At 43.5% G+C, this 19,355-nt stretch carries 14 protein-coding genes; 6 read left to right on the forward strand and 8 right to left on the reverse strand.

The genetic code is table 11. The features are described 5' to 3' along the window. Window positions 1–120: 120 nt before the first annotated feature. From K08M4_RS05275 to K08M4_RS05290, 4 genes are all read left to right on the forward strand, one after another. Window positions 121–891, forward strand: a complete 771-nt coding sequence (locus K08M4_RS05275) for an ABC transporter substrate-binding protein (protein WP_060982331.1) — start codon at window positions 121–123, stop codon at window positions 889–891. 79 nt (window positions 892–970) lie between these two features. Continuing rightward, window positions 971–1,711 (forward strand): ABC transporter permease, encoded by a 741-nt coding sequence (locus K08M4_RS05280; RefSeq protein ID WP_012603591.1) that lies wholly within the window; start codon window positions 971–973, stop codon window positions 1,709–1,711. Window positions 1,712–1,713: 2 nt separating this feature from the next. Beyond that, window positions 1,714–2,391 (forward strand): ABC transporter permease, encoded by a 678-nt coding sequence (locus K08M4_RS05285; protein ID WP_009846321.1) that lies wholly within the window; start codon window positions 1,714–1,716, stop codon window positions 2,389–2,391. A 199-nt stretch (window positions 2,392–2,590) separates the two neighbouring features. Next, complete coding sequence (locus tag K08M4_RS05290) at window positions 2,591–5,326, forward strand: ImpA family metalloprotease (RefSeq protein ID WP_086049093.1); 2,736 nt, start codon at window positions 2,591–2,593, stop codon at window positions 5,324–5,326. A gap of 135 nt (window positions 5,327–5,461) precedes the next feature. On the opposite strand, the gene xthA is transcribed toward K08M4_RS05290, so the two are convergent. The 3 genes from xthA to emrD all read right to left on the reverse strand — a co-directional run bounded on the left by xthA (window position 5,462) and on the right by emrD (window position 10,063). Beyond that, window positions 5,462–6,268, reverse strand: a complete 807-nt coding sequence (xthA, locus tag K08M4_RS05295; protein ID WP_086049094.1) for an exodeoxyribonuclease III — start codon at window positions 6,266–6,268, stop codon at window positions 5,462–5,464. A 167-nt stretch (window positions 6,269–6,435) separates the two neighbouring features. Beyond that, window positions 6,436–8,526 (reverse strand): S9 family peptidase, encoded by a 2,091-nt coding sequence (locus K08M4_RS05300; protein WP_198299321.1) that lies wholly within the window; start codon window positions 8,524–8,526, stop codon window positions 6,436–6,438. A gap of 331 nt (window positions 8,527–8,857) precedes the next feature. Next, a complete protein-coding gene (gene emrD, locus K08M4_RS05305) occupies window positions 8,858–10,063 on the reverse strand; it encodes a multidrug efflux MFS transporter EmrD (protein ID WP_086049096.1) in 1,206 nt (401 codons plus the stop codon). 512 nt (window positions 10,064–10,575) lie between these two features. Here emrD and K08M4_RS05310 point away from each other — a divergent pair. Continuing rightward, window positions 10,576–12,693 carry a methyl-accepting chemotaxis protein gene (locus K08M4_RS05310; RefSeq protein WP_086049097.1) on the forward strand — a complete coding sequence of 706 codons (2,118 nt, stop codon included), beginning with the start codon at window positions 10,576–10,578 and terminating at the stop codon, window positions 12,691–12,693. A 170-nt stretch (window positions 12,694–12,863) separates the two neighbouring features. Here K08M4_RS05310 and K08M4_RS05315 read toward each other — a convergent pair whose 3' ends face one another. The 5 genes from K08M4_RS05315 to dinG all read right to left on the reverse strand — a co-directional run bounded on the left by K08M4_RS05315 (window position 12,864) and on the right by dinG (window position 17,769). Further along, complete coding sequence (locus K08M4_RS05315; protein ID WP_086049098.1) at window positions 12,864–13,997, reverse strand: ribosomal protein uL16 3-hydroxylase; 1,134 nt, start codon at window positions 13,995–13,997, stop codon at window positions 12,864–12,866. 57 nt (window positions 13,998–14,054) lie between these two features. Next, window positions 14,055–14,225, reverse strand: coding sequence for a pleiotropic regulatory protein RsmS (gene rsmS, locus K08M4_RS05320; RefSeq protein ID WP_086049099.1), 171 nt, complete (start codon window positions 14,223–14,225; stop codon window positions 14,055–14,057). Beyond that, window positions 14,215–14,763, reverse strand: coding sequence for a primosomal replication protein (locus K08M4_RS05325; RefSeq protein ID WP_086049100.1), 549 nt, complete (start codon window positions 14,761–14,763; stop codon window positions 14,215–14,217). Before K08M4_RS05325 ends, rsmS begins: the two co-directional genes overlap by 11 nt. A gap of 22 nt (window positions 14,764–14,785) precedes the next feature. Continuing rightward, a complete protein-coding gene (locus K08M4_RS05330) occupies window positions 14,786–15,565 on the reverse strand; it encodes a sulfite exporter TauE/SafE family protein (protein ID WP_086049101.1) in 780 nt (259 codons plus the stop codon). Between the two features lie 128 nt (window positions 15,566–15,693). Continuing rightward, window positions 15,694–17,769: an ATP-dependent DNA helicase DinG gene (gene dinG / locus K08M4_RS05335; protein WP_086049102.1), complete on the reverse strand. Its 2,076-nt coding sequence runs from the start codon at window positions 17,767–17,769 to the stop codon at window positions 15,694–15,696. A 513-nt stretch (window positions 17,770–18,282) separates the two neighbouring features. On the opposite strand from dinG, the gene K08M4_RS05340 reads away from it, so the two are divergent. Next, window positions 18,283–19,272, forward strand: a complete 990-nt coding sequence (locus tag K08M4_RS05340) for a porin (RefSeq protein ID WP_086049103.1) — start codon at window positions 18,283–18,285, stop codon at window positions 19,270–19,272. Window positions 19,273–19,355: the final 83 nt, after the last annotated feature.

Raw genomic sequence — 19,355 nt, forward strand, 5'->3', positions numbered from 1 at the left:
GTTGCTAAGGTAAATGGCGACAGTGTTAACAATGAAACACAACAAGTAAGTTAATAAGTAACAACAAACACAATATTAAAATTAGCAAAACATAAAAACCTAAATCACAGGAGTAGGGATATGAAAAAGTGGTTATTAGTCGCGGCACTTGCTGCAACTGCTGCAACGGGCGTAGCTCAAGCAAAAGAATGGAAAACAGTACGTTTCGGTATTGAAGGTGCTTACCCTCCATTTAGCTGGACAGAAGCTGACGGTTCACTGAAAGGTTTCGATGTCGATATGGCTAACGCGCTTTGTACTGAAATGCAGGTGAAGTGTAAGATCGTTGCACAAGACTGGGATGGCATTATCCCTTCTCTACTTGCTCGTAAATATGATGCGATCATTGCGGCAATGTCTATCACGGAAGAGCGTAAGAAAAAGATCGATTTCACAGGTAAATACGCACTTATCCCAAACAAGTTCATCGCTAAAAAAGGTGCAGGCCTTAACTTTGATGATCTAAGTGGTCAAAAAATTGCCGTTCAACGTGCAACAACTCACGACAAGTACCTAACAGATAACTACGGCGACACAGTAGAAATCGTTCGTTACGGTTCATTCGATGAAGCTTACCTTGATCTAGCTAACGGCCGTGTTGCTGCTGTACTGGGTGATGCATCTGCTCTAGAAGAAGGCGTACTAAACAAAGCGGGTGGTGAAGCCTACGAGTTTGTTGGTCCATCACTAACTGATCCTAAGTGGTTCGGTGAAGGTTTTGGTATTGCTCTACGTAAGCAAGACAAAGATCTGACTAAGCAATTAGATGCTGCAATCCTTTCACTACGTGAAAAAGGCATCTACCAAGATATCGCTGCTAAATACTTCAACTACGACGTATACGGTAAGTAATCTCTAGCGTCACTTCTTAAGGGAGAGGTTCTCCTCTCCCTGTCTTACCAACTTTTTCGCAGTTCTGTTGGAATTCATTATGTTTGATTTACAAGGATATGAAGCGTCGATCCTGAAAGGGGCGGTGCTTACAATTGAAGTTGCCTTGCTGTCGCTAATTTTAGCTATGGTTCTTGGTATGCTAGGTGCCTTAGCTAAACTCGCGCCTTATCGCTGGGCTCGTGCTATTGCAACCCTCTACACAACCGTTATTCGCGGCATACCCGATCTGGTATTGATGATGCTGATTTTCTTTGGTGGACAAATCCTTTTAAACAACAGTTTGTATTCCATCAATGAGTGGCTCAATGAGTGGTTCACATCAAGTGACCCTAACCACGAATGGACCGCTTACCTACCTGATTATATCGATGTTAGTCCATTTATTGCTGGTGTCTTAACTATTGGCTTCATCTTTGGCGCGTACATGGCAGAAACCTTCCGTGGTGCAATAATGGCTGTCGACAGCGGTGAGATGGAAGCGGCAAAGGCTTATGGCATGGGCCCTGTTTTAGCGTTCCGTCGTATTCTATTACCGCAAATGATTCGTCACGCACTGCCGGGGTTTGGTAATAACTGGTTGGTTTTACTAAAAACTACCGCGCTGGTTTCTATTATTGGCCTTGAAGACATGGTACGTGTTAGCGCTCTGGCGGCGGGTTCAACCAAAATGCCATTTACATTCTATATGACGGTAGCAATCATCTTCTTATTCTTCACCAGTGTTTCGACGGGCTTACTTAAGTTGGTTGAACGTAAATTCAGTATCCACGCGAGGTAGTTATGGACTTTTCATTGATAATTGAAAGCCTGCCGATTTACCTTGGTGGTTTATGGACAACGGCTTGGATGGTTTGTGTCGCTTTGATTGTTGGCTTATTCGTAGCCATACCATTAGCTATCGCTCGTAACAGTCCAAATATGATGATTAATGCACCAGCTTGGTCGTTCATTTATTTCTTCCGTGGTACGCCGTTATTGGTGCAGTTGTACCTGATTTACTACGGAATGGACCAATTCTTCCCAGTAAAAGACACACTATGGGAAAATGCATGGTTTTGTGCTTTGGTGGCATTCATCCTTAACACATCGGCATACACAGCTGAAATCATTCGCGGTGCGATTAACGGCTTACCAAAAGGTGAAGTTGAAGCAGCAAAAGCGTATGGCATGAGCACACCTAAGACATACCGACGCATCATTTTACCAAGTGCTCTACGTCGTGCATTACCGGCTTACAGTAACGAAGTTATCTTTATGCTTCATGGTTCAGCGGTAGCAGGTATCGTAACCATTATGGATCTGACGGGTGCAGCACGTTTGGTTAACTCACGTTACTATGCTCCATTTGAATCTTTTTTAACTGCGGGTCTGTTCTACATGGCACTAACGTTTATCATCATTGCGATTTTCAAATTTGCAGAGAAGCGTTTCCTTGCTTACTTAAGGCCGTTAAGTTAACTCTACGATACAGATTTTCTTAGATAAACGGCGCTCTTGTAGCGCCGTTTTTAATTTCAATTCAATTGTTCGGGTTCTAATAAGTTTAAGTGGTATTTGTTAAATTCACTCCATAAATTACGAACCCATTAGTCGAATCAATTGACTTAAGTAAACCCATAGATACACTTGCTCCAATTTTTTTGAGTGTCGTATAACAATGAAAAAAAACATCTTATCTTTGTGTCTAATTCTGCCGTCGTCTCTACTACTTTCTGCATGTGGTGGTTCTAGTGATTCCGCTCAACCCCCGAGTAAAACGGCGGTACAAAAAGCGCTTGAATCCGGAGATGCATCCCTTGTATCTAATGCCAATGAGTTTATTGACGCCAGCCAAACGCTCGTTGCCCAATACAAATCTGATTACAGTCAAATTAAACAGTCTCTATCTAAAAATTCAGACGGCACGCCGCTGCGCAATCTTCATTGGGATCCAACACTCGATGCCGCGATAATCTTACCAACTTACGGCTTCAACGATGTCATCCTGCAAACCAATAAAGCGATGCAGAGTGGATATACTGACCAAGAGCTTGCGATTGGTATTGCAGGTTATACATCGAGCGGTAATCGTTACGCTGCGTTAGCAAGTAACCCATTTCGAACTAAGCAACGTTCAACGGATTCAGTCAACGCAGAAATGGAAGTGTGGTTGAAAAACTTGGTGGGTTGGGCATCAGGCACAAGTTCACCTAAGAATGTTGTCTTGGCTCAGATGGATCAGTCTTATTATTTTCCTGATGACAAAGCAACGCGAAACTGGCTAACGAGCAACATCAATCCTTCGATGGTTATCAATGATGACAACGCGTGTGACGGCAGCAAATTAAGCCAATGTATTGAAAAGAATAACCCTGATTTATTGATTTTGTCTCAAAAGTTAAATAATGGTGACGAGATTAACGATGTGATGAAGGGGTTACGCTTGGCGTTCAACAAAAAAATCCCCGTGTTGTATTTGCATCTTGATGGCGGTATGACGGACTTAGGCAACGCGCTATTTGCAGAAATGCATGTCACATATGTTGGTGATAACTATTGGCGAAAGCTAGGGCTATCAAATTGGGATTCAACACAACTGATTGATCGCATGCCAGATAATATCGTCAAACAACAAGCACTTTTACAGCGCCTGAAACATGATAGTTTCACTGTTGACTTGAATTTATGTGATGACAAATCTTGCCCAGATCAGTCCAACATGGATGAAGAGTTCTATAAGGCAGCGAACAGCATTCGTTCACACCTAACGACGCTTGATAGCAAAAAAATTGATCTCTTTGCATCCAAGAACTACGAATATGAAAAACTGTTACTGCTACTTGCTGATCATTATCGACAAGACGTTAAGTACCCAATGGGTAAAGACGTAACAGATAGAATCGACTTTCTTCGATCGTATTACAGTGATTACGCGACATACAACACTCGACAACATAATGCAGCGCAGCCGAGTTTAGGTAATTTCAGCACCAAGAATTTTAAGAATGTCCCTCTCATCACCAAGAATATTACTTTAGAGTCAAAGAGAAACTTCCGTGCGGCGGGTGTCTATGCTTTACCGGGTAAGACGATCAAAGTGACGCGCTTAGATAATAACAAAGTGGCAACGTCGATCGCTCTTAATACACTACGCAGCGGCGCGACTCATGAGTTTTCGGGTAAAGACGGCTATGCAAGGCCAAAGTTTTTGACCTCGGTAGCTTACCCCGTAAAGCATGGAGAAACGATATATCTGACCTCTGCCTATGGTGGGACACTACAAGTTCATTTTGATACCAACGATATTGATGTAGAGCTGCGCTTTGAAAATGTTGCTCAACACCCTGTTTGGCGAAGTGAAGCGGACAACGATAGCTTTGTCGCGCAGCTTGAAGAAGGCAATTTTGACTGGGCAGAGTTAATGACACCCGGATTCGAAGTTCATTCTAAACTCGACAAAATGAAAGAGTCTATCGGCGCGTCTGATTGGGCTCAGCCTCATGATATGGCGCTCGCTACTGAACGTTACGTACACAATCTTCCTCATGCGCTTGCGGGCTTTAAAGGGCCGGGTATTGATGAGATTGCTGAAATACATCAATACGGAGAGGCAAAGGGCTGGGAAATTGCGAGCATTGATATTGTGAAACACATGAATGCCGATCAAGCGACTTGTGGTTACGGTTGTTCAGGGAACCCTTACGATGCTTATTGGTCTTTTCATCCTCTAGGGCATGGTGATTTGCACGAGCTTGGTCATGGACTGGAAAGAGGACGTTTTAGATTCGCTGGATGGGAAGGCCACTCGACAACCAACTACTATTCGTATTTCAGTAAATCAAAGTATTACAAAGATACGGCCAAGGTTTCGTCTTGCCAAAGCTTAGACTTTAAAGGGCAGTATCAACTGTTACAGCAGAGCCGAACTCAACCAGATCCAAACGCTTTTATGGCGGCTCAAAATCAAACCGGTTGGAGTTGGGGTGCTCGTGTGTTCATTCAAATGATGATGTTAACGGAGCAGCAAGGTGTATTGAATTCCGGTTGGCATTTGCTAGGGCGTTTACACTTGATTGAACGTGAATTTAATCGCTTGAAAGCCAGTGATGAGCTCTGGAGTAACGGTAAAGGCTCGATTGGTTTTTCAGATTACACCACACAAGAAGCGGCAGGCATCACCAACAATGACTGGTTGCTTATCGCATTAAGCTACGTTGCAGAAAGGGATATGACGCAATACTTAGATATGTGGGGATTCAGTTTCAGTGATAAAGCGAAGCAACAAGTCACCGCTCTTAGTCTAAGTAACATGCCTTTGACATATTTTGCATCGTCTAATCAAGGCTATTGCTTAGATGAGTTTGCTAAGAAGCCGCTAAACGTTGATGGCACGACCGTTTGGCCGCTTAATTAGGTATATGCCTGATAGAGTCACGAATAAAAAAGAGAGGAGATACTATCTCCTCTCTTTTTTATTAGCTTCTGTTTAGCCTAGTGAGCACGATTTACCAGCTACTTGATATGGCTAAGTTTTGTTACCTAAAAGTAACTACTTAAACGTTGACCAAATCGGAGCGTGATCTGACGGTTTTTCAATGCCGCGTAGCTCGTAGTCGATGCCTGCTTCAGTACACTTATCAGCAAGTTTCTGAGTCGCCAGTACCACGTCAATGCGTAAGCCGCGGTTGTCCACGAAACCTTTTGAGCGGTAATCAAACCACGAGTATTGATCGCTCACTTCAGGGTGCAGTAAACGGAAGCTATCCACAAAGCCCCAATCCATCAGTGTTTTTAACCATTCGCGCTCTTCTGGTTGGAAAGAACACTTACCTGTTTTTAACCAACGTTTCGCGTTAGGTTCACCAATACCGATATCAATATCGGTAGGGCTGATATTAATGTCGCCCATTACGATTACTTGTTCATCTTTGTTGTGGTAATCGTTTAGGTACGTCATTAAGTCCTTGTAGAACTGACGCTTATACGGGTATTTAGTTTCATGCTTAATGTTGTCCCCTTGAGGGAAGTAACCATTTAGCACAGTGACCTTTTCACCGTTGTCATCTTCAAACGTCGCCATGATCATACGCTTTTGATGATCTTCATTGTCTGTAGGAAAGCCTTTCTGTACAGAAATTGGCTCTTGCTTACAAAGCATAGCCACACCGTAGTGCGCCTTTTGGCCATGGAAGTAGACCTTGTAACCCATAGCTTCAACATCAGCTAGTGGGAAGGCTTCATCGTGCACTTTGATCTCTTGTAGGCCAATCACATCAGGTTGGTGCTTATCGATAATAGCTTGCAGTTGGTGAAGGCGGGCTCTAAGGCCATTGATGTTGAAGCTGATTACTTTCATTTGTTTTTATACCTCTCGTAAACCCTTACGATTGCTTGTTTATCAAGGGTTTGTTGATTTGGTGGATTTAATGATTAATCGTATTTAACCATGCTTAATAATTTCTGTCGCCACTTTGTCGCCCCTAAATGGCGACAAAATGGTGTGAATACTCACTTTTTCAGAACCTATTGAGTCTTTAGCAAGTTTAAAAAGAAAGCGTATTCAAGTGCGTCTTCTTTTAATCGTTTAAATCGACCGGAAGCCCCGCCGTGACCAGCTTCCATATCGGTTTTGAACAGCAGTACGTTGTTGTCTGTTTTCATCTCACGCAGCTTCGCCACCCACTTCATCGGCTCAAAGTATTGTACTTGTGAGTCATGCAGGCCTGTTGTTACCAACATGTTCGGGTAGCTTTGAGCCTTCACATTGTCATATGGTGAGTAACCTAGCATGTAATCGTAATAGGTTTTATCGTTCGGGTTGCCCCATTCGTCATACTCGTTGGTGGTGAGAGGAATCGATTCGTCAAGCATGGTTGTCACTACGTCTACAAACGGAACATGTGCTCCGATGCCACGGTACAGTTCTGGTGCTTGGTTGATGATTGCGCCCATCAATAGACCGCCAGCAGAACCACCAACGGCGAACACTTTATCTTGTGCGCCGTAGCCTTCTTCAACCAGCCCTTTGGTTACATCGATAAAGTCGTTGAACGTGTTTTGTTTGGTCAGCTTTTTGCCGTCCTCATACCAAGGGCGCCCGAGCATCTCTGAACCTCGAATATGTGCGATCGCATAAACGAATCCGCGATCAAGTAAGCTGAGACGAGCCGAGCCAAAGGTTGGTTCGATCGTGTGGCCGTAAGAGCCATAGCCGTATTGGTAGATTGGGTTAGTGCCGTCTTTCTTGAATAAGTCTTTGCGATAAACCAGAGAGACAGGTACTTGCTTACCATCGCGAGCCGTTACCATGATTCGCTCTGATTGGTAGTTATCCGCTTCGAAATCACCCAATACAGGTGTTTGTTTCATGACTTCGGATTCTCCTGAACTTAGGTCGAAATCATAGTAAGTACCTGGCGTGGTTAAGCTGCTGTAATAGACGCGAACTTTTGAGTTATCTAATTCATAGTTACTTGTTAGGTAAGCAGCAAAAGCAGTGTCGTTAAATTCAAGTGGGAACTCTTTCCCTGTTGAGAGTTGACGAACTTTCACTGTAGACAAGCCATTCGCACGTTGCTCGTAAACCAGATGGTCATCAAACAGCTCGAAGTCAACAAGCTGAGTATTCTCGTCAGCAGCAATGACATCGACCCATTTAGAGCGGTCATGCATCTCGTCAGCAGTGACTTTCATTAAACGGAAGTTGACCGCTTGGTAGTTGGTGTAGATGTAGTACCAATCACCTAGCTTAGCGATGCTGTACTCGATACCCGTTTCTCGTGGGTAGAAAGCTTCAGCTTTAGCGTTTGGATTGTTGGCATCTATGACTGAAACACCGCTAGTTTCTGTACTCGAGTGCCAAATGTAGGCCTGTTCACCATCTTTGCTTTTGCTCAAAGAGGTGTAGTAAGCGCTGTCGGTTTCTTCGTAGATTAACTCATCGCTTGTCTGAGGTGTGCCCAAAACGTGACGGTAAACTTGATAACCAAGTAATGTTTGTGGATCTTTTTTGATGTAGTAAAAGGCTTGGTTGTCGTTTTGCCATGCAATCGCGCTCGAAGCCCCTTCAATTTCATCTGTTAGGTATTCACCTGTCGTGAGGTCTTTAATCTTGATGGTGTAAATACGGCGGCTCAGCGTGTCTTCGCCATAGGCCAACAAGTTTTCGCTTGGGCTGATCGTTAAGCCACCAATACTGAAAAATTCATGGTCTTTTGCTAGTTCGTTAACATCTAAGATGACTTGCTTGTCTGTACCTAAAAAGTCATTTTCACGCAAGTGAACTGGGTATTCGTTGTCACCTGTGACTTCATTCGAGTAGTAGTAGCTGCCTTTGCGAACCGGTACCGAATGGTCGTCATTTGCGATTCGGCCTTTGATCTCTTCAAATAACTGTTCTTGTGATGCTTCAGTGTGTTTCAGCACGGCCTCTGCGTACTGGTTTTCTTGCTCAAGATGCTGCAAGATCTCTGGGTCTTGGCGCTCATCATCGCGCATCCAGTAATAATCATCGATTCGGGTATCACCATGAATCGTCATTGCATGAGGGACTTTCTTAGCTACGGGAGCTTGGGTTTGATGTGCGATGAGTTGCGATGGAGAGTTGTGGTCCATGGTTGTTATTCCTTGATTGCTGCATCCGGCGACAAGTGCGGCCGATACGGCTAATGTGGTTAAAGCGAAACGCATCTGTATATCCTATTGTGTACCTTACTCGTTTTAATGCCAGCATCCTTTAGTGGTTAGTTTTCTTCCAGTGATGTTATTTATAATTAGATTCTGGATAGGCACTTTCAACGTAAGTGTCTGTTATTGTTTTCAATAAATCAAAGTAATGTTTAATGGAATCGATGGTAGATGTGAGCTGGGGGAAAACGTGCAATGAAAAAGGGACACACTTTTCAGTATGTCCCTCTTCGTTGTTTGAGCTGAGGTAGAGTTTACTTTAGATAGCCAATGGCATTTCGTTTGAATGGTCAGGTTTACGATTAACCCAACGTAAACCAAGCATGGCGATGAATGACATTGCAATCATCAAGCAACCGAGCGGCAGTTGGTCTTGAGCTGGGAAGAACGAGGCCAATAGTGTTGCGATGCCAGCACCTAGGTTTTGCATACCACCGAGGATCGCGCCCCCTGTACCTGCGTGGAATGGGAATGGCGAAAGCGCTCCCGTTGTTGCTGCTGGAAATAAGATACCAGCGCCTAAGAAGTAAATCGTTGCACCGCCAATCAAAGTTAATGCTGTTGTTTGACCGAATAGACCCGGTATCAATACCACTGTTGAGCCTACCAAGATAGCAACTAGACCAACATTCAGTACACGGCGCTCACTGCGACGTTGTGCGATGTAACTAGATAGGCCTGCACCGACTAAGTAGCCTGGAATGGGCAATACAAACAACAAGCTTACTGTGGTTGCTGGCAAGCCAAGTACGCCGCCAAGCAATACACCTGCTGCAGCTTCAAATACCGCTACGCCAGAAAACGTTGCGACCAATACCAATAAGAAACCTTGGAAACGTTTGTCAGATAGAACAAATTTGTAGCTGTTGGCAACCGATTCATGTTTGCGTCGTTCTTTTGGCAGTGTTTCCATCATGCTTGTCATCATGGTGATCACTACTGCGATGCCAAACAGCGCAAGGAACAAGTAGCTAGAACGCCAACCGAAAGCTTCTGTTAAGTACCCACCTAATACAGGAGCCATCAATGGTGAAAAAATCACACACATGCTAATTAAGCTGTTTGCGCGGTGCAGTTCTGCGCCTTCAAAACAGTCGCGAGTCAATGTACGAGACATCGCACCACCACAACCGATGCCCAAACCTTGTATAAAGCTACCTGCTAAAAACCATTCATATTCGTGAGCAAACAATGCCACCAAAGTACCGATGATGTAGATGATCAAACCGACGACGATGATTGGTTTGCGACCTAGGCGATCAGAAAGTGGACCGTATGCAAATTGCGACAGACCATAAGGGATCAGGTAGCACGCCATCACAGCTTGAAGCGAAGATGCTGAAACCAAGAACTCACCCGCCATATGACCGATAGAAGGCACGTACATCGTTTGAGTCATTTGACCCACGGCAGTCAGGATAGCGATTAAAAAGGTAAGTTTCGCTAATGGAAACGAGGCGGACATTTGCGTATCTCTCCAAAAATTAGGACGTAAAAAGCCTTGGCGCTCCATTAAGGAGAGCCAAATAAGTACAGTAACCTGGGAATCTAGGCGCGAGATATTAGAGATTGAGCGTCTACTTAGCAACCAAAAAGTGTGAAGTTGATCAAGATAAAAATCTATAGCTTGGATTATAAAAACTAATCCGAATTTGGTTGGGTTATTAAATATAAGGGGTCATGGGCTTCCTTGAAATGTTGCCATTACTCTGAATCAATTTGCGTTATTAATGACCGGAAGCGTAGGCATCAAGAAGCCTAAGTCTGACAAGCTGAAAGCTCTTGAAATCAAAGCAATAATAGACAAAACACACGATTTATTAACATTTCTATAAACTTTCGTTTTATATGCCCGTAATTTGTGCTGTAATTATCCGCTAAGCTATTCGTCTAACTCATTCACATTGTGCATAACAGTTTGTTACTAATGTGATGGTTACGGTTATGGAAGTCTTTTGGCTTAAATAAGGATATTAAATGCGCTCTCTATCAGTACAGTGGAAAATAACCCTCTTAGCCGGTTGTTGTTTAATCATTACGTCACTGTCTCTCATTGGTTTCTCGATCTACAACGCGACGAGCAATCAACAAGTCATAAAATCTCAAAGCTCAGAATCGGTGATTAACAAAACTCAACAGTTGTTGGCATCCGTTTCTCAGCTTAATGCTCAAGAAACTCAACGTTATGTCGATGAAGCTATTTATCGAGCAGAAATGTTGGCTTCTAGTGCTCAGTTTCTAAAGAACAACGCAGACGAAAACTTTACCCCAAGTGAAGAGCTTCGTACTGCGTTAGATGAGATGGTTCGTCGTTCCGTTTTGAACTTTGATTCTATTCAAGGGGCTTACCTAGTCTTCAAGCCCGATTTACTTGATGCTGAAGATGCGAATTATGTCGATGCGGATTATGTCGGCTCGAATGAAAGAGGGCGTTTTGCTCCTTATTGGAAGGTCGCAGATAATGGCGAGAATGTTCTCCCTAATGTGTTATCAGAATCAATATTGAGTGATAACAAAAACAGCGAACGCTTTTTCTGTCCTTTGTCATCAGGGCAAACGTGTATTAGTACGCCAAGAGTCGTGAGTAGTGGTGGTCAAGAACTGCTTACGTCTTCGATTTCGGTGCCTATCATAGTTGATGGCGTGGCGATTGGTTTCTTGGGCATCGACTTAAGGCTCGATGGTTTAACCAATGTTGTCACTCAATCGGATCAAAGTTTGTTTGATGGTGCCGGTGCGGTTTACGTCGTGAGTTTAGACGGTTCCGTTATCGCTTCTGATGATCAAAGTATTGCGGTTGGTTCGAGTTTTCAAAGTAACAATACAAGTAGCGATCTAATGACGGACTTTATCTTTGGTGGTGAAGTCACGACTCAGTGGAGTGAGAATGGTGAGTGGTTACTCGCATTTGCGCCTGTTGTCGCCGCAAACCAAACTTGGGGTGTGCTGTTTGAGATTCCAAGGGGCAGTGTGGTTGCTGACGCGAATCAATTGGATGCCATTATTAGTACTAAGCTAAGTGAAGGTATTAAGACTGAAGTGATTGCGGGTATTAGCTTTATTCTTTTCGGTCTAGCGATCATCGCTTTTGCTTCATTGTCTATTGTTAAGCCTATCCGACAGGTAGTTGAAAGGCTCAATGATATTGCTTCAGGTGAAGGTGATTTGACTCAGCGTTTGGAAGTGAAATCTCAAGACGAAATTGGTCAGTTATCACAAGGGTTTAACCTGTTCTTAGATAAGCTTCAGCACACGATTAAAGAGGTGATTCAGACCACTGAGCAAGTGGCGAGCACGACAAGTCAAGCGAAGGCCTCTGCATCAAGCACTCGTGAAAGTAGTGAGTCTCAGTTTAAAGAAGTGGATCTTGTGGCGACCGCGGCAGAAGAGATGACTCAGACTTCGGGCTTAGTAGTACAAAATGCTGAAATAGCCGTTGATGCCGCTTGTGAAGCGAATCGTTCTGCTCAGCAAGGCCAACAGGTTATCGAACTTTCTGCCGGTGAGATGAGAAAGCTGGTGGATCGTATGTCGAGCGCCGTGCCTATTGTTGAAGAGTTGGCTAAAAATAACGGTAACATCACTGAGATCTTAAGTGTGATTGAAGGGATCTCTGAGCAAACCAACTTACTGGCATTGAATGCGGCGATTGAAGCGGCTCGTGCAGGTGAGCAAGGTCGAGGTTTTGCCGTCGTTGCTGATGAGGTAAGAAACCTCGCAAGTCGCACACAGTCATCGGTTGGTGAAATCAGAGCCGTGATCGACAAGGTCCACGCGGGCACTCAAGATGTCGTTGAAGCGATACAAGAAGGTAATATTCTCGCTAACGACACGGCATTACATGTTCAAAAAGCGGTCGAAGATCTGGGTTCGATCTTTACTTCTATAGAAGCGATCAGTGATATGAACAACCAGATCGTGAGAGCGGCAGAAGAGCAGCAATCGGTTTCCGGTGAAGTGAACCAAAGTGTGGTTAATATCCGTGATTTGAGTGCGAAGATCTTGGATCAAGCCGCAGCTTCTGAACAAGTGGGCAGCGAAATTGACCAACTGTCTCAACAGCAGCAGAAATTGGTGAATCAATTCAAGGTCTAGCAGTTTAAGGTTTAGTCATTCAAGCTCTAGTTGTTCGCAGTTTAGTAAGCTAAATTTATTAAACGTTGGAATAGAAAAAGGGACAAATGAAGATTTCATTTGTCCCTTTTGTTTTTCTTAGGTTCTATCGCTTTAGGGCTTGGCGATATCCGCGAAACCGATTAACCAAGTTAGTCTTCGATAAACCAGTAACCTTTATTCACTAATTCTGTCACGACAGTTACACCTGAAGGAGAAAGATTGGTTGCTGAGTTAATTACCGAATCATCACACAGTACGTTTAGTAGCGACGAATCAGCCTGTTCAACTTTAACCACTTCACCATTGATGTAAGCTGTGTTGCTTTCATTCTCATGGTATAGCGCCTTTAACCCCGATACTCGACAGATCTCGCCTTCTGACTCTAAGTGCTGGGCGATCTCTTCTTCTGTCCATAATGGCTCAGGAGCGACAATATCAAGCTGGTGGCGTGATTGGCTTAGCAGACACCCCATGAATTCACTGATGGTTTCAGGTTGCTCTAGTGCAGATTTCAACATGTCAGTGAGATTGCTTAAATCCGATGCACGAATTTTGCCGTAGCCTTCTTGCGTTTTGAACTCTGGATCATGCAGGTGGACATCACCCATATCATGAGCAAGTACAAAGTCGGCAAAGTTGCTGATCAGCTCTTGTTCTTTAGGGGAGCGGTAGCCAATAGAGTAGCTCATTGACGGCTCTAAAGTGTTCCCTTCATGCGGGAAACCTGGTGGGATATAAAGGATATCGCCCGGCTCTAAAGTTTCATCAATGATCGGGTCAAAACCTTCGATTTGACGAAGTGCAGAAGCTTGAACGGTCTCTTTATATTGACCCACATCTTTTGCGCCGACTTTCCACTGGCGTTTACCTTGGCCTTGAATGATGAATACATCGTATTGATCAATATGGGGGCCTACGCCACCTTCTGGTGCTGAATAGCAGATCATTAGATCGTCGAATAACCAGTTTGGTAACGCTTGGAACGCTTCAGTCAGCTGATTGGCTCCTTGATGCCAGTGGTTAGCTGCTTGAACGATCAATTGCCAATGTGTTTCAGTGAGTTCGCCAAATTTCTCTTCTGTGAATGGACCATGTTCTGCAGTCCATTGATTGTCGAGGTTAGAGACAAAGCGAGAATCCACTTCTTCTTCCATCGATAAACCAGCAAGTTCTTCCGGCGAAATTGGGTCGACGAAGTTTTGGAAGCCACCTTTCAAGATGGTTGGTTTTTTATGCCAGTAGTTTTCAAGAAACTCGGGCATAGAAAAGCTAAGTTGGTACATGTGAATCCTGTATGTTTTTATGCTAGATGCTAGATGCTAGATGCTAGATGCTAGATGCTAGATGCTAGATGCTAGTTTGGCTTGTAAATCTTGTTGGACAATCTTAATTGCTTCTAACGCAACCTTTGGGTCGATTTCGTTGCTTTCGAGCAGATAGATCAGGTCGACAGCTAACTTAACTTCTTCTGGGGCGTTATCCAGTGGTGATGATGGGTTATCAGTGCTCATTTCGCTTAGGGTTCTCTAAGTTGATCAGTCTTTCAATATTTTTCATGGAGTCTTCGCAGCGTTCTAATCGTTCTTTTGCTAATTGCCAAGCCTCGTCCGCTTTTTTCTTACTGTGGCGAGGCGCAGATTCAAACGCTAACTTGCGTATTCGTACTAAATCGACCAATCGCTTTTGCCAATCTTGGTGCTGAGCGAGCTCGTTGTATAGGTCGTTAAGGTTTTTCCCTGACTTACTTTTTCGATCTAACCGTAAATCATGGTTGGCTAACTCTCTTTGGATTGCAGCTATCTGATTAGTGAGTTTTTCTGTCAGGTAGTTGGCCCGAGATGCGGTAAGTTGATTTGTCGCTTGTTCTCGAACAATAGTGTTGTACGTTGCCTGAGTTTCGAGTGCGTAGGGCAGTAAAATAGAAGAGCTGCACTTAAATAAGGTTCTATCAAACAAGGCTTGATGATAAGCACCACGCGATTTGTCAACTTGAGAGCAATGGCCAATCAAGGTATCAATAATACTTTTTAGCTTTGAAAAATGATTCATTTTGCTTCCCGTTTGCTGGTGGTTATAAGTTTACAAACCACGCTTCGTAAGCCAGTTTAATTGCAAGTACGCTTACAACAGTAACAAAAACAGGGCGTATAAATGTAGCGCCGAAACGAATAGCAGAATGTGCTCCAACAAATGCACCAGCCATCAAGCAAAGACCCATGGTTAAACCAAGAACCCAATCAATATGCCCAAGAATCGCGAAGGTCACCAAAGACGTAAAGTTACTGGTAAAGTTCATGGCTTTAGATAGACCAGAAGCCAGTAAGATATTGAGACGATAAAGCGCCATTGAGCTCACAGTCCAAAAAGCGCCGGTTCCTGGGCCTGCAACACCATCATAAAAGCCGAGAATGAATCCTTGGTACTTTTGCTTTCTCTTGAGTACCGGGCACGGTTTAGGAGACACATTATGGCTCACATCTGGAGTCTTATGAAAAATGGTATAGACCGCTGCTGCAAGAATGACTAGCGGTAATACCTTCTCTAACCACTCTGTGCTTATGGCATCAACAGTCAGGGTGCCGATTGTTGCACCTATTAAAGTAGATATGAATGCATTGACCCAACATTCAGGTTTGAACAGCTTCTTGCGATAGTAAGTAAAAGCGGCTGTTGATGAGGCGAATGTTGCGGCCAGCTTATTAGTGCCGAGTGCAATGTGTGGCGGTAAACCAAGCGATAGCAAAGCTGGTACAGTTAACATCCCTCCGCCACCGGCGACAGCATCAATAAAGCCTGCAGAAAATGCAACCAAGGCAAGTATGACCAACATGGTTGGCTCAATCATTTCCATAAATAGCTAGTGTTCTCGTTATCGGCTGATAGGGCAGCCACATGAAGAATCGAGGGATTAGTCATGCTGGGTTGTGAATGCAAGGGCCTAGCGATGGCAGGCCCATAACTACCACGAGGGTAGGAAAATTAGTATTTTATTGTTCTTTTAAAAGGCGGTAGCGAATCGAGTAGGGACTTTCCATATCGCTTCGTGACTATGCGTCTATCAAGGATCGTGACTTTACCAGAATCTCGTTCTTTACGCAGCAATCTACCCACAGATTGAATAAGCTTTTTACTCGCTTCTGGAACAGTAATCTGCATAAAAGGATTACCGCCACGAGATTCAATATATTCTGAATGTGCCCGCTCTACAGGTGAGGTAGGAACACCAAAAGGAATCTTGGTAATAACAAGGTTTTCAAGCAGCTCGCCAGGCAGATCAAGACCTTCAGAAAAGCTACCCGTTCCAAAAAGAATGCTGGTTTTACCTTGGTCTATGAGCTTTTTATGTTTTTTTAGGATTTCAGTTCGTGAGGTATCCCCCTGAACCTGTAACGCCCACGACTTTTTAACGAAATCTGTTGCCAAAGCTTCGGCCACTTGGTTCATTTGCCAATAAGAAGAGAATAGAATGAGATTGGCTTTGTTGTCTTCTATTACCTTAGGCAAAATTTCAATAAGATATTCGGTAAACTGAGGTGCTTGTGGTTCGTACTTCATTGCAGGTACCACTAATTCAGCTTGGTTCTGATAATCAAACGGCGATGCCAAAGCAAGAAATTGTACGCCATCTTCTGCTTTTTGGCTGATACCTGATTGATGACAAAAAAAGCTGAAAGAGTTGAGTGCTCTCATGGTCGCAGATACTAACACTGCACCAACACAACGACTCCAGATTTGCTGATCCAGTTGCCAACCGACTTCTAATGGTGAGACATTAACAACAAAGTCCCCCTCGCTTTCTTTGCTTAATTCAAGCCAACGAGCCAAAGGCGCCCCTTTTTCTCTCTTAGGCTCAGCCATTAATCGCCAAACTTGAGCAAGGTTTTCTGTTCTTTGTATATAAAAGCCAATTTCTGCAAGCGCAGGCTCTGCAAGCTTTGCTGAAAGCTCTCCGTCTTTAACTCGTTCTGCAATCAAGTCTGCAATTTTTGCTACGGCTTGGCTCGCCTTTTGCGTTAATTGTTTGAGATCTTTCGATTCGCTTTCTAACCATTCAGGTAAGTCACCATGCTCGAAGCGATACAAGCCATCTTCAAAGTGGTTAGCGTCAAACTGTTTGCTCATTTGAGTCAGAGTCGGGATCAGTTGTTGTACTGAGTCTTGCAACTCATTTCTAAATCTATGAACACGTTTCTCGTCTGCTAGCCCAGAAAGCTTAGTGATCGATTGATTCAAACGCTCTAACCAAGAGGCAGCACCTTTTAAGCTTGCGGCAGCAGAGGAGTGATCTCTCGCTACGTGTGGCAAGTGGTGAGCTTCATCAAATATATAGATGCTATTTTCTGGTTCTGGCAGTATCACACCGCCGCCTAGGTCCGCATCAGCCATCACTAAACTGTGATTGGCGATAATCACGTCTGCTTTATCTAGCTCTGAACGCGCTTTTTGGAAAGGGCAGTCTCTGTGCGTAGGCATACTGTTGTTACAGCTGTGCTTATCACTGACAATCATCTGCCAAATCATGTTGTCGATAGGTTTTGGCCACGAATCACGGTCGCCATCCCATTTACCTTGGGTGAGGCTGCGGTACATGGTTTGCAGTTGCTCGATGTCTTTCTTTTTTGGTTTGGACTCGAACATGGCTATTTGACCGCCATCAACCCCACACGCAGCGGCCAACTTCTCTGTACAACAATAACGCTGTCTTCCTTTCGCTAAGATGAAAGAAAACTCTCTATCAGTAAGTCGTCTATATAGAGGGAGATCTTTATTGACGAGCTGTTCTTGTAGCGCAACGGTCGCTGTTGAAATGACGATTTTACGATTGTTGAGCACGGCGACAGGGATTGTTGCCATTAAATAAGCCAGTGACTTCCCGATCCCGGTACCTGCTTCAGCAACAATCATGCGATTACTTTTGTGGTATTGACCACAAAGTGTCTTCGCTATTTCTGCAACAAGGTAATTTTGAGCACGTCGAGGTACAAAGTTATCCAACTGATCTTGGAGGTTTTGATAACTGGTGCGGATAGAATTTTGAATTTTAGTAGTTAGCATACTGTGACCTACGTAACGGAGCGAGGATAGTAGCACATATCACTAGTCGGTACATTTACCGCAAAATAGCTTGCTTTTGAATCAAAGGTAGATCTCGTTCACAAAAAAAAACTGAACCTTCAGGAACTTAACGATTTTATTTATGTTACGAAATATATATATTAAAAAATCGCACAATGCAGGTGTTAAGTTCTGTAAATCACGCTTTAAATCTAAATGTGCGGATTATTATACTGAATTGTTCTTTATTTGGGCTATTATATTTCCCTTTAAATTTAAGGGTAAGTTGCTCGTAAAATGATGAAAAAAAATGTAAACATATGATTTTTATGTATTTTTGTTTTTTTTAGGTTTGTTTTTAGTTTATTTGACACGCAGGATAATCTTTTGCAATCTAGACCACGAAATTTAGTGGCGGTGATTAACTACCAAAGAGTAGTAATGACCAGTCATAAAAAATAAAAGGGAACCGGGCAAGGATCTCCCATTCTTAGAAAAGGCAGTGGATTTATTATGAAAAAGACTCTATTAGCTCTAGCAGTTATGACAGCAGCTGGTTCTGCAAACGCAGCAATCGAAATTTACAACCAAGACGGCGTTTCTGTTGACCTTAAAGGCGACATCGAAGTTGTATACAGCAACGAGTACAAAAAAGGTTCTTCAATGGAACAAAAAATCGAAGACGCTGACTTCGGTTTTGATATCAAGTACATGGTAAACGAAGATTGGAAAGTTGGCGCTTACTGGGAATTCAACGGTTCTGAGAACGCAAACGCTCAAAAAACTCGCAATGGTGATACTTACGTAGCGGCATACAACGACACTTTCGGTTCAATCAAGTTTGGTCGCCTATGTACTGCTGTTGATGATCTAGGTATTGGTAAAGATGAAGCTTACGGTATCTCTACACTTCTAGACAACGCAACTAACGAGTGTGCTGACGAAGCTGTTCGTTACGATTACGACAATGGCGCTCTATACGCAACTCTAGGTTACGTGCAAGACAAAGTAAATGGCGAGAACAACAAAGAAGAGCCAGGTAAAGATACTGAGTACTTCGATGCTCGTATGGGTTACCGTTTTGCTGATTTCGATGTTTCTGCATTCGTTGCTAATTTCGATACTAACGTAGCAAAAGGCGATCACCAAGGTTACGGTGCTGAGCTAGTATTCTCTGGTATCGAGAACGTTTACCTATCTACAGCATACTACGGTGTAAACTCTGATACTGCGAACGATGACAACTCTGTAATCGCATTTGCTGCAGGTTACACTATGGGTCTTTGGGGCTTCAACACTGGTTACTCAATCGGTGACCACGACGATAAAGTTAAAGAAGAAGATCGTTGGTTCGTTAACTCTACTTACGCAATCGCACCAAACACTAAAGTGTACGCGGAAGTCGGTGGTATTGACTACGATTCAAAACGTCTTAACGACAAAGGTGCAAAATACTACAAAACAGATACTGGTCTAGCAATTGGTGTTGAAGCATCATTCTAATGACCTCGTAATCGAGTTTTAGAAAAAAAGCCACCTTAGGGTGGCTTTTTTGTTAGGATAAAGAACAGTTTATTCGATTTGAA

The sequence above is a fragment of the Vibrio syngnathi genome (assembly GCF_002119525.1).
GTDB lineage: Bacteria > Pseudomonadota > Gammaproteobacteria > Enterobacterales > Vibrionaceae > Vibrio > Vibrio syngnathi.

Coding starts and splice junctions, on each gene's coding strand:
- xthA (WP_086049094.1), bottom strand. CDS start 6,268: ATGAAAGTAATCAGCTTCAACATCAATGGCCTTAGAGCCCGCCTTCAC.
- K08M4_RS05325 (WP_086049100.1), bottom strand. CDS start 14,763: ATGAATCATTTTTCAAAGCTAAAAAGTATTATTGATACCTTGATTGGC.
- K08M4_RS05285 (WP_009846321.1), top strand. CDS start 1,714: ATGGACTTTTCATTGATAATTGAAAGCCTGCCGATTTACCTTGGTGGT.
- K08M4_RS05280 (WP_012603591.1), top strand. CDS start 971: ATGTTTGATTTACAAGGATATGAAGCGTCGATCCTGAAAGGGGCGGTG.
- K08M4_RS05340 (WP_086049103.1), top strand. CDS start 18,283: ATGAAAAAGACTCTATTAGCTCTAGCAGTTATGACAGCAGCTGGTTCT.
- rsmS (WP_086049099.1), bottom strand. CDS start 14,225: ATGAGCACTGATAACCCATCATCACCACTGGATAACGCCCCAGAAGAA.
- K08M4_RS05300 (WP_198299321.1), bottom strand. CDS start 8,526: ATGGACCACAACTCTCCATCGCAACTCATCGCACATCAAACCCAAGCT.
- dinG (WP_086049102.1), bottom strand. CDS start 17,769: ATGCTAACTACTAAAATTCAAAATTCTATCCGCACCAGTTATCAAAAC.
- K08M4_RS05310 (WP_086049097.1), top strand. CDS start 10,576: ATGCGCTCTCTATCAGTACAGTGGAAAATAACCCTCTTAGCCGGTTGT.
- emrD (WP_086049096.1), bottom strand. CDS start 10,063: ATGTCCGCCTCGTTTCCATTAGCGAAACTTACCTTTTTAATCGCTATC.
- K08M4_RS05275 (WP_060982331.1), top strand. CDS start 121: ATGAAAAAGTGGTTATTAGTCGCGGCACTTGCTGCAACTGCTGCAACG.
- K08M4_RS05290 (WP_086049093.1), top strand. CDS start 2,591: ATGAAAAAAAACATCTTATCTTTGTGTCTAATTCTGCCGTCGTCTCTA.
- K08M4_RS05315 (WP_086049098.1), bottom strand. CDS start 13,997: ATGTACCAACTTAGCTTTTCTATGCCCGAGTTTCTTGAAAACTACTGG.
- K08M4_RS05330 (WP_086049101.1), bottom strand. CDS start 15,565: ATGGAAATGATTGAGCCAACCATGTTGGTCATACTTGCCTTGGTTGCA.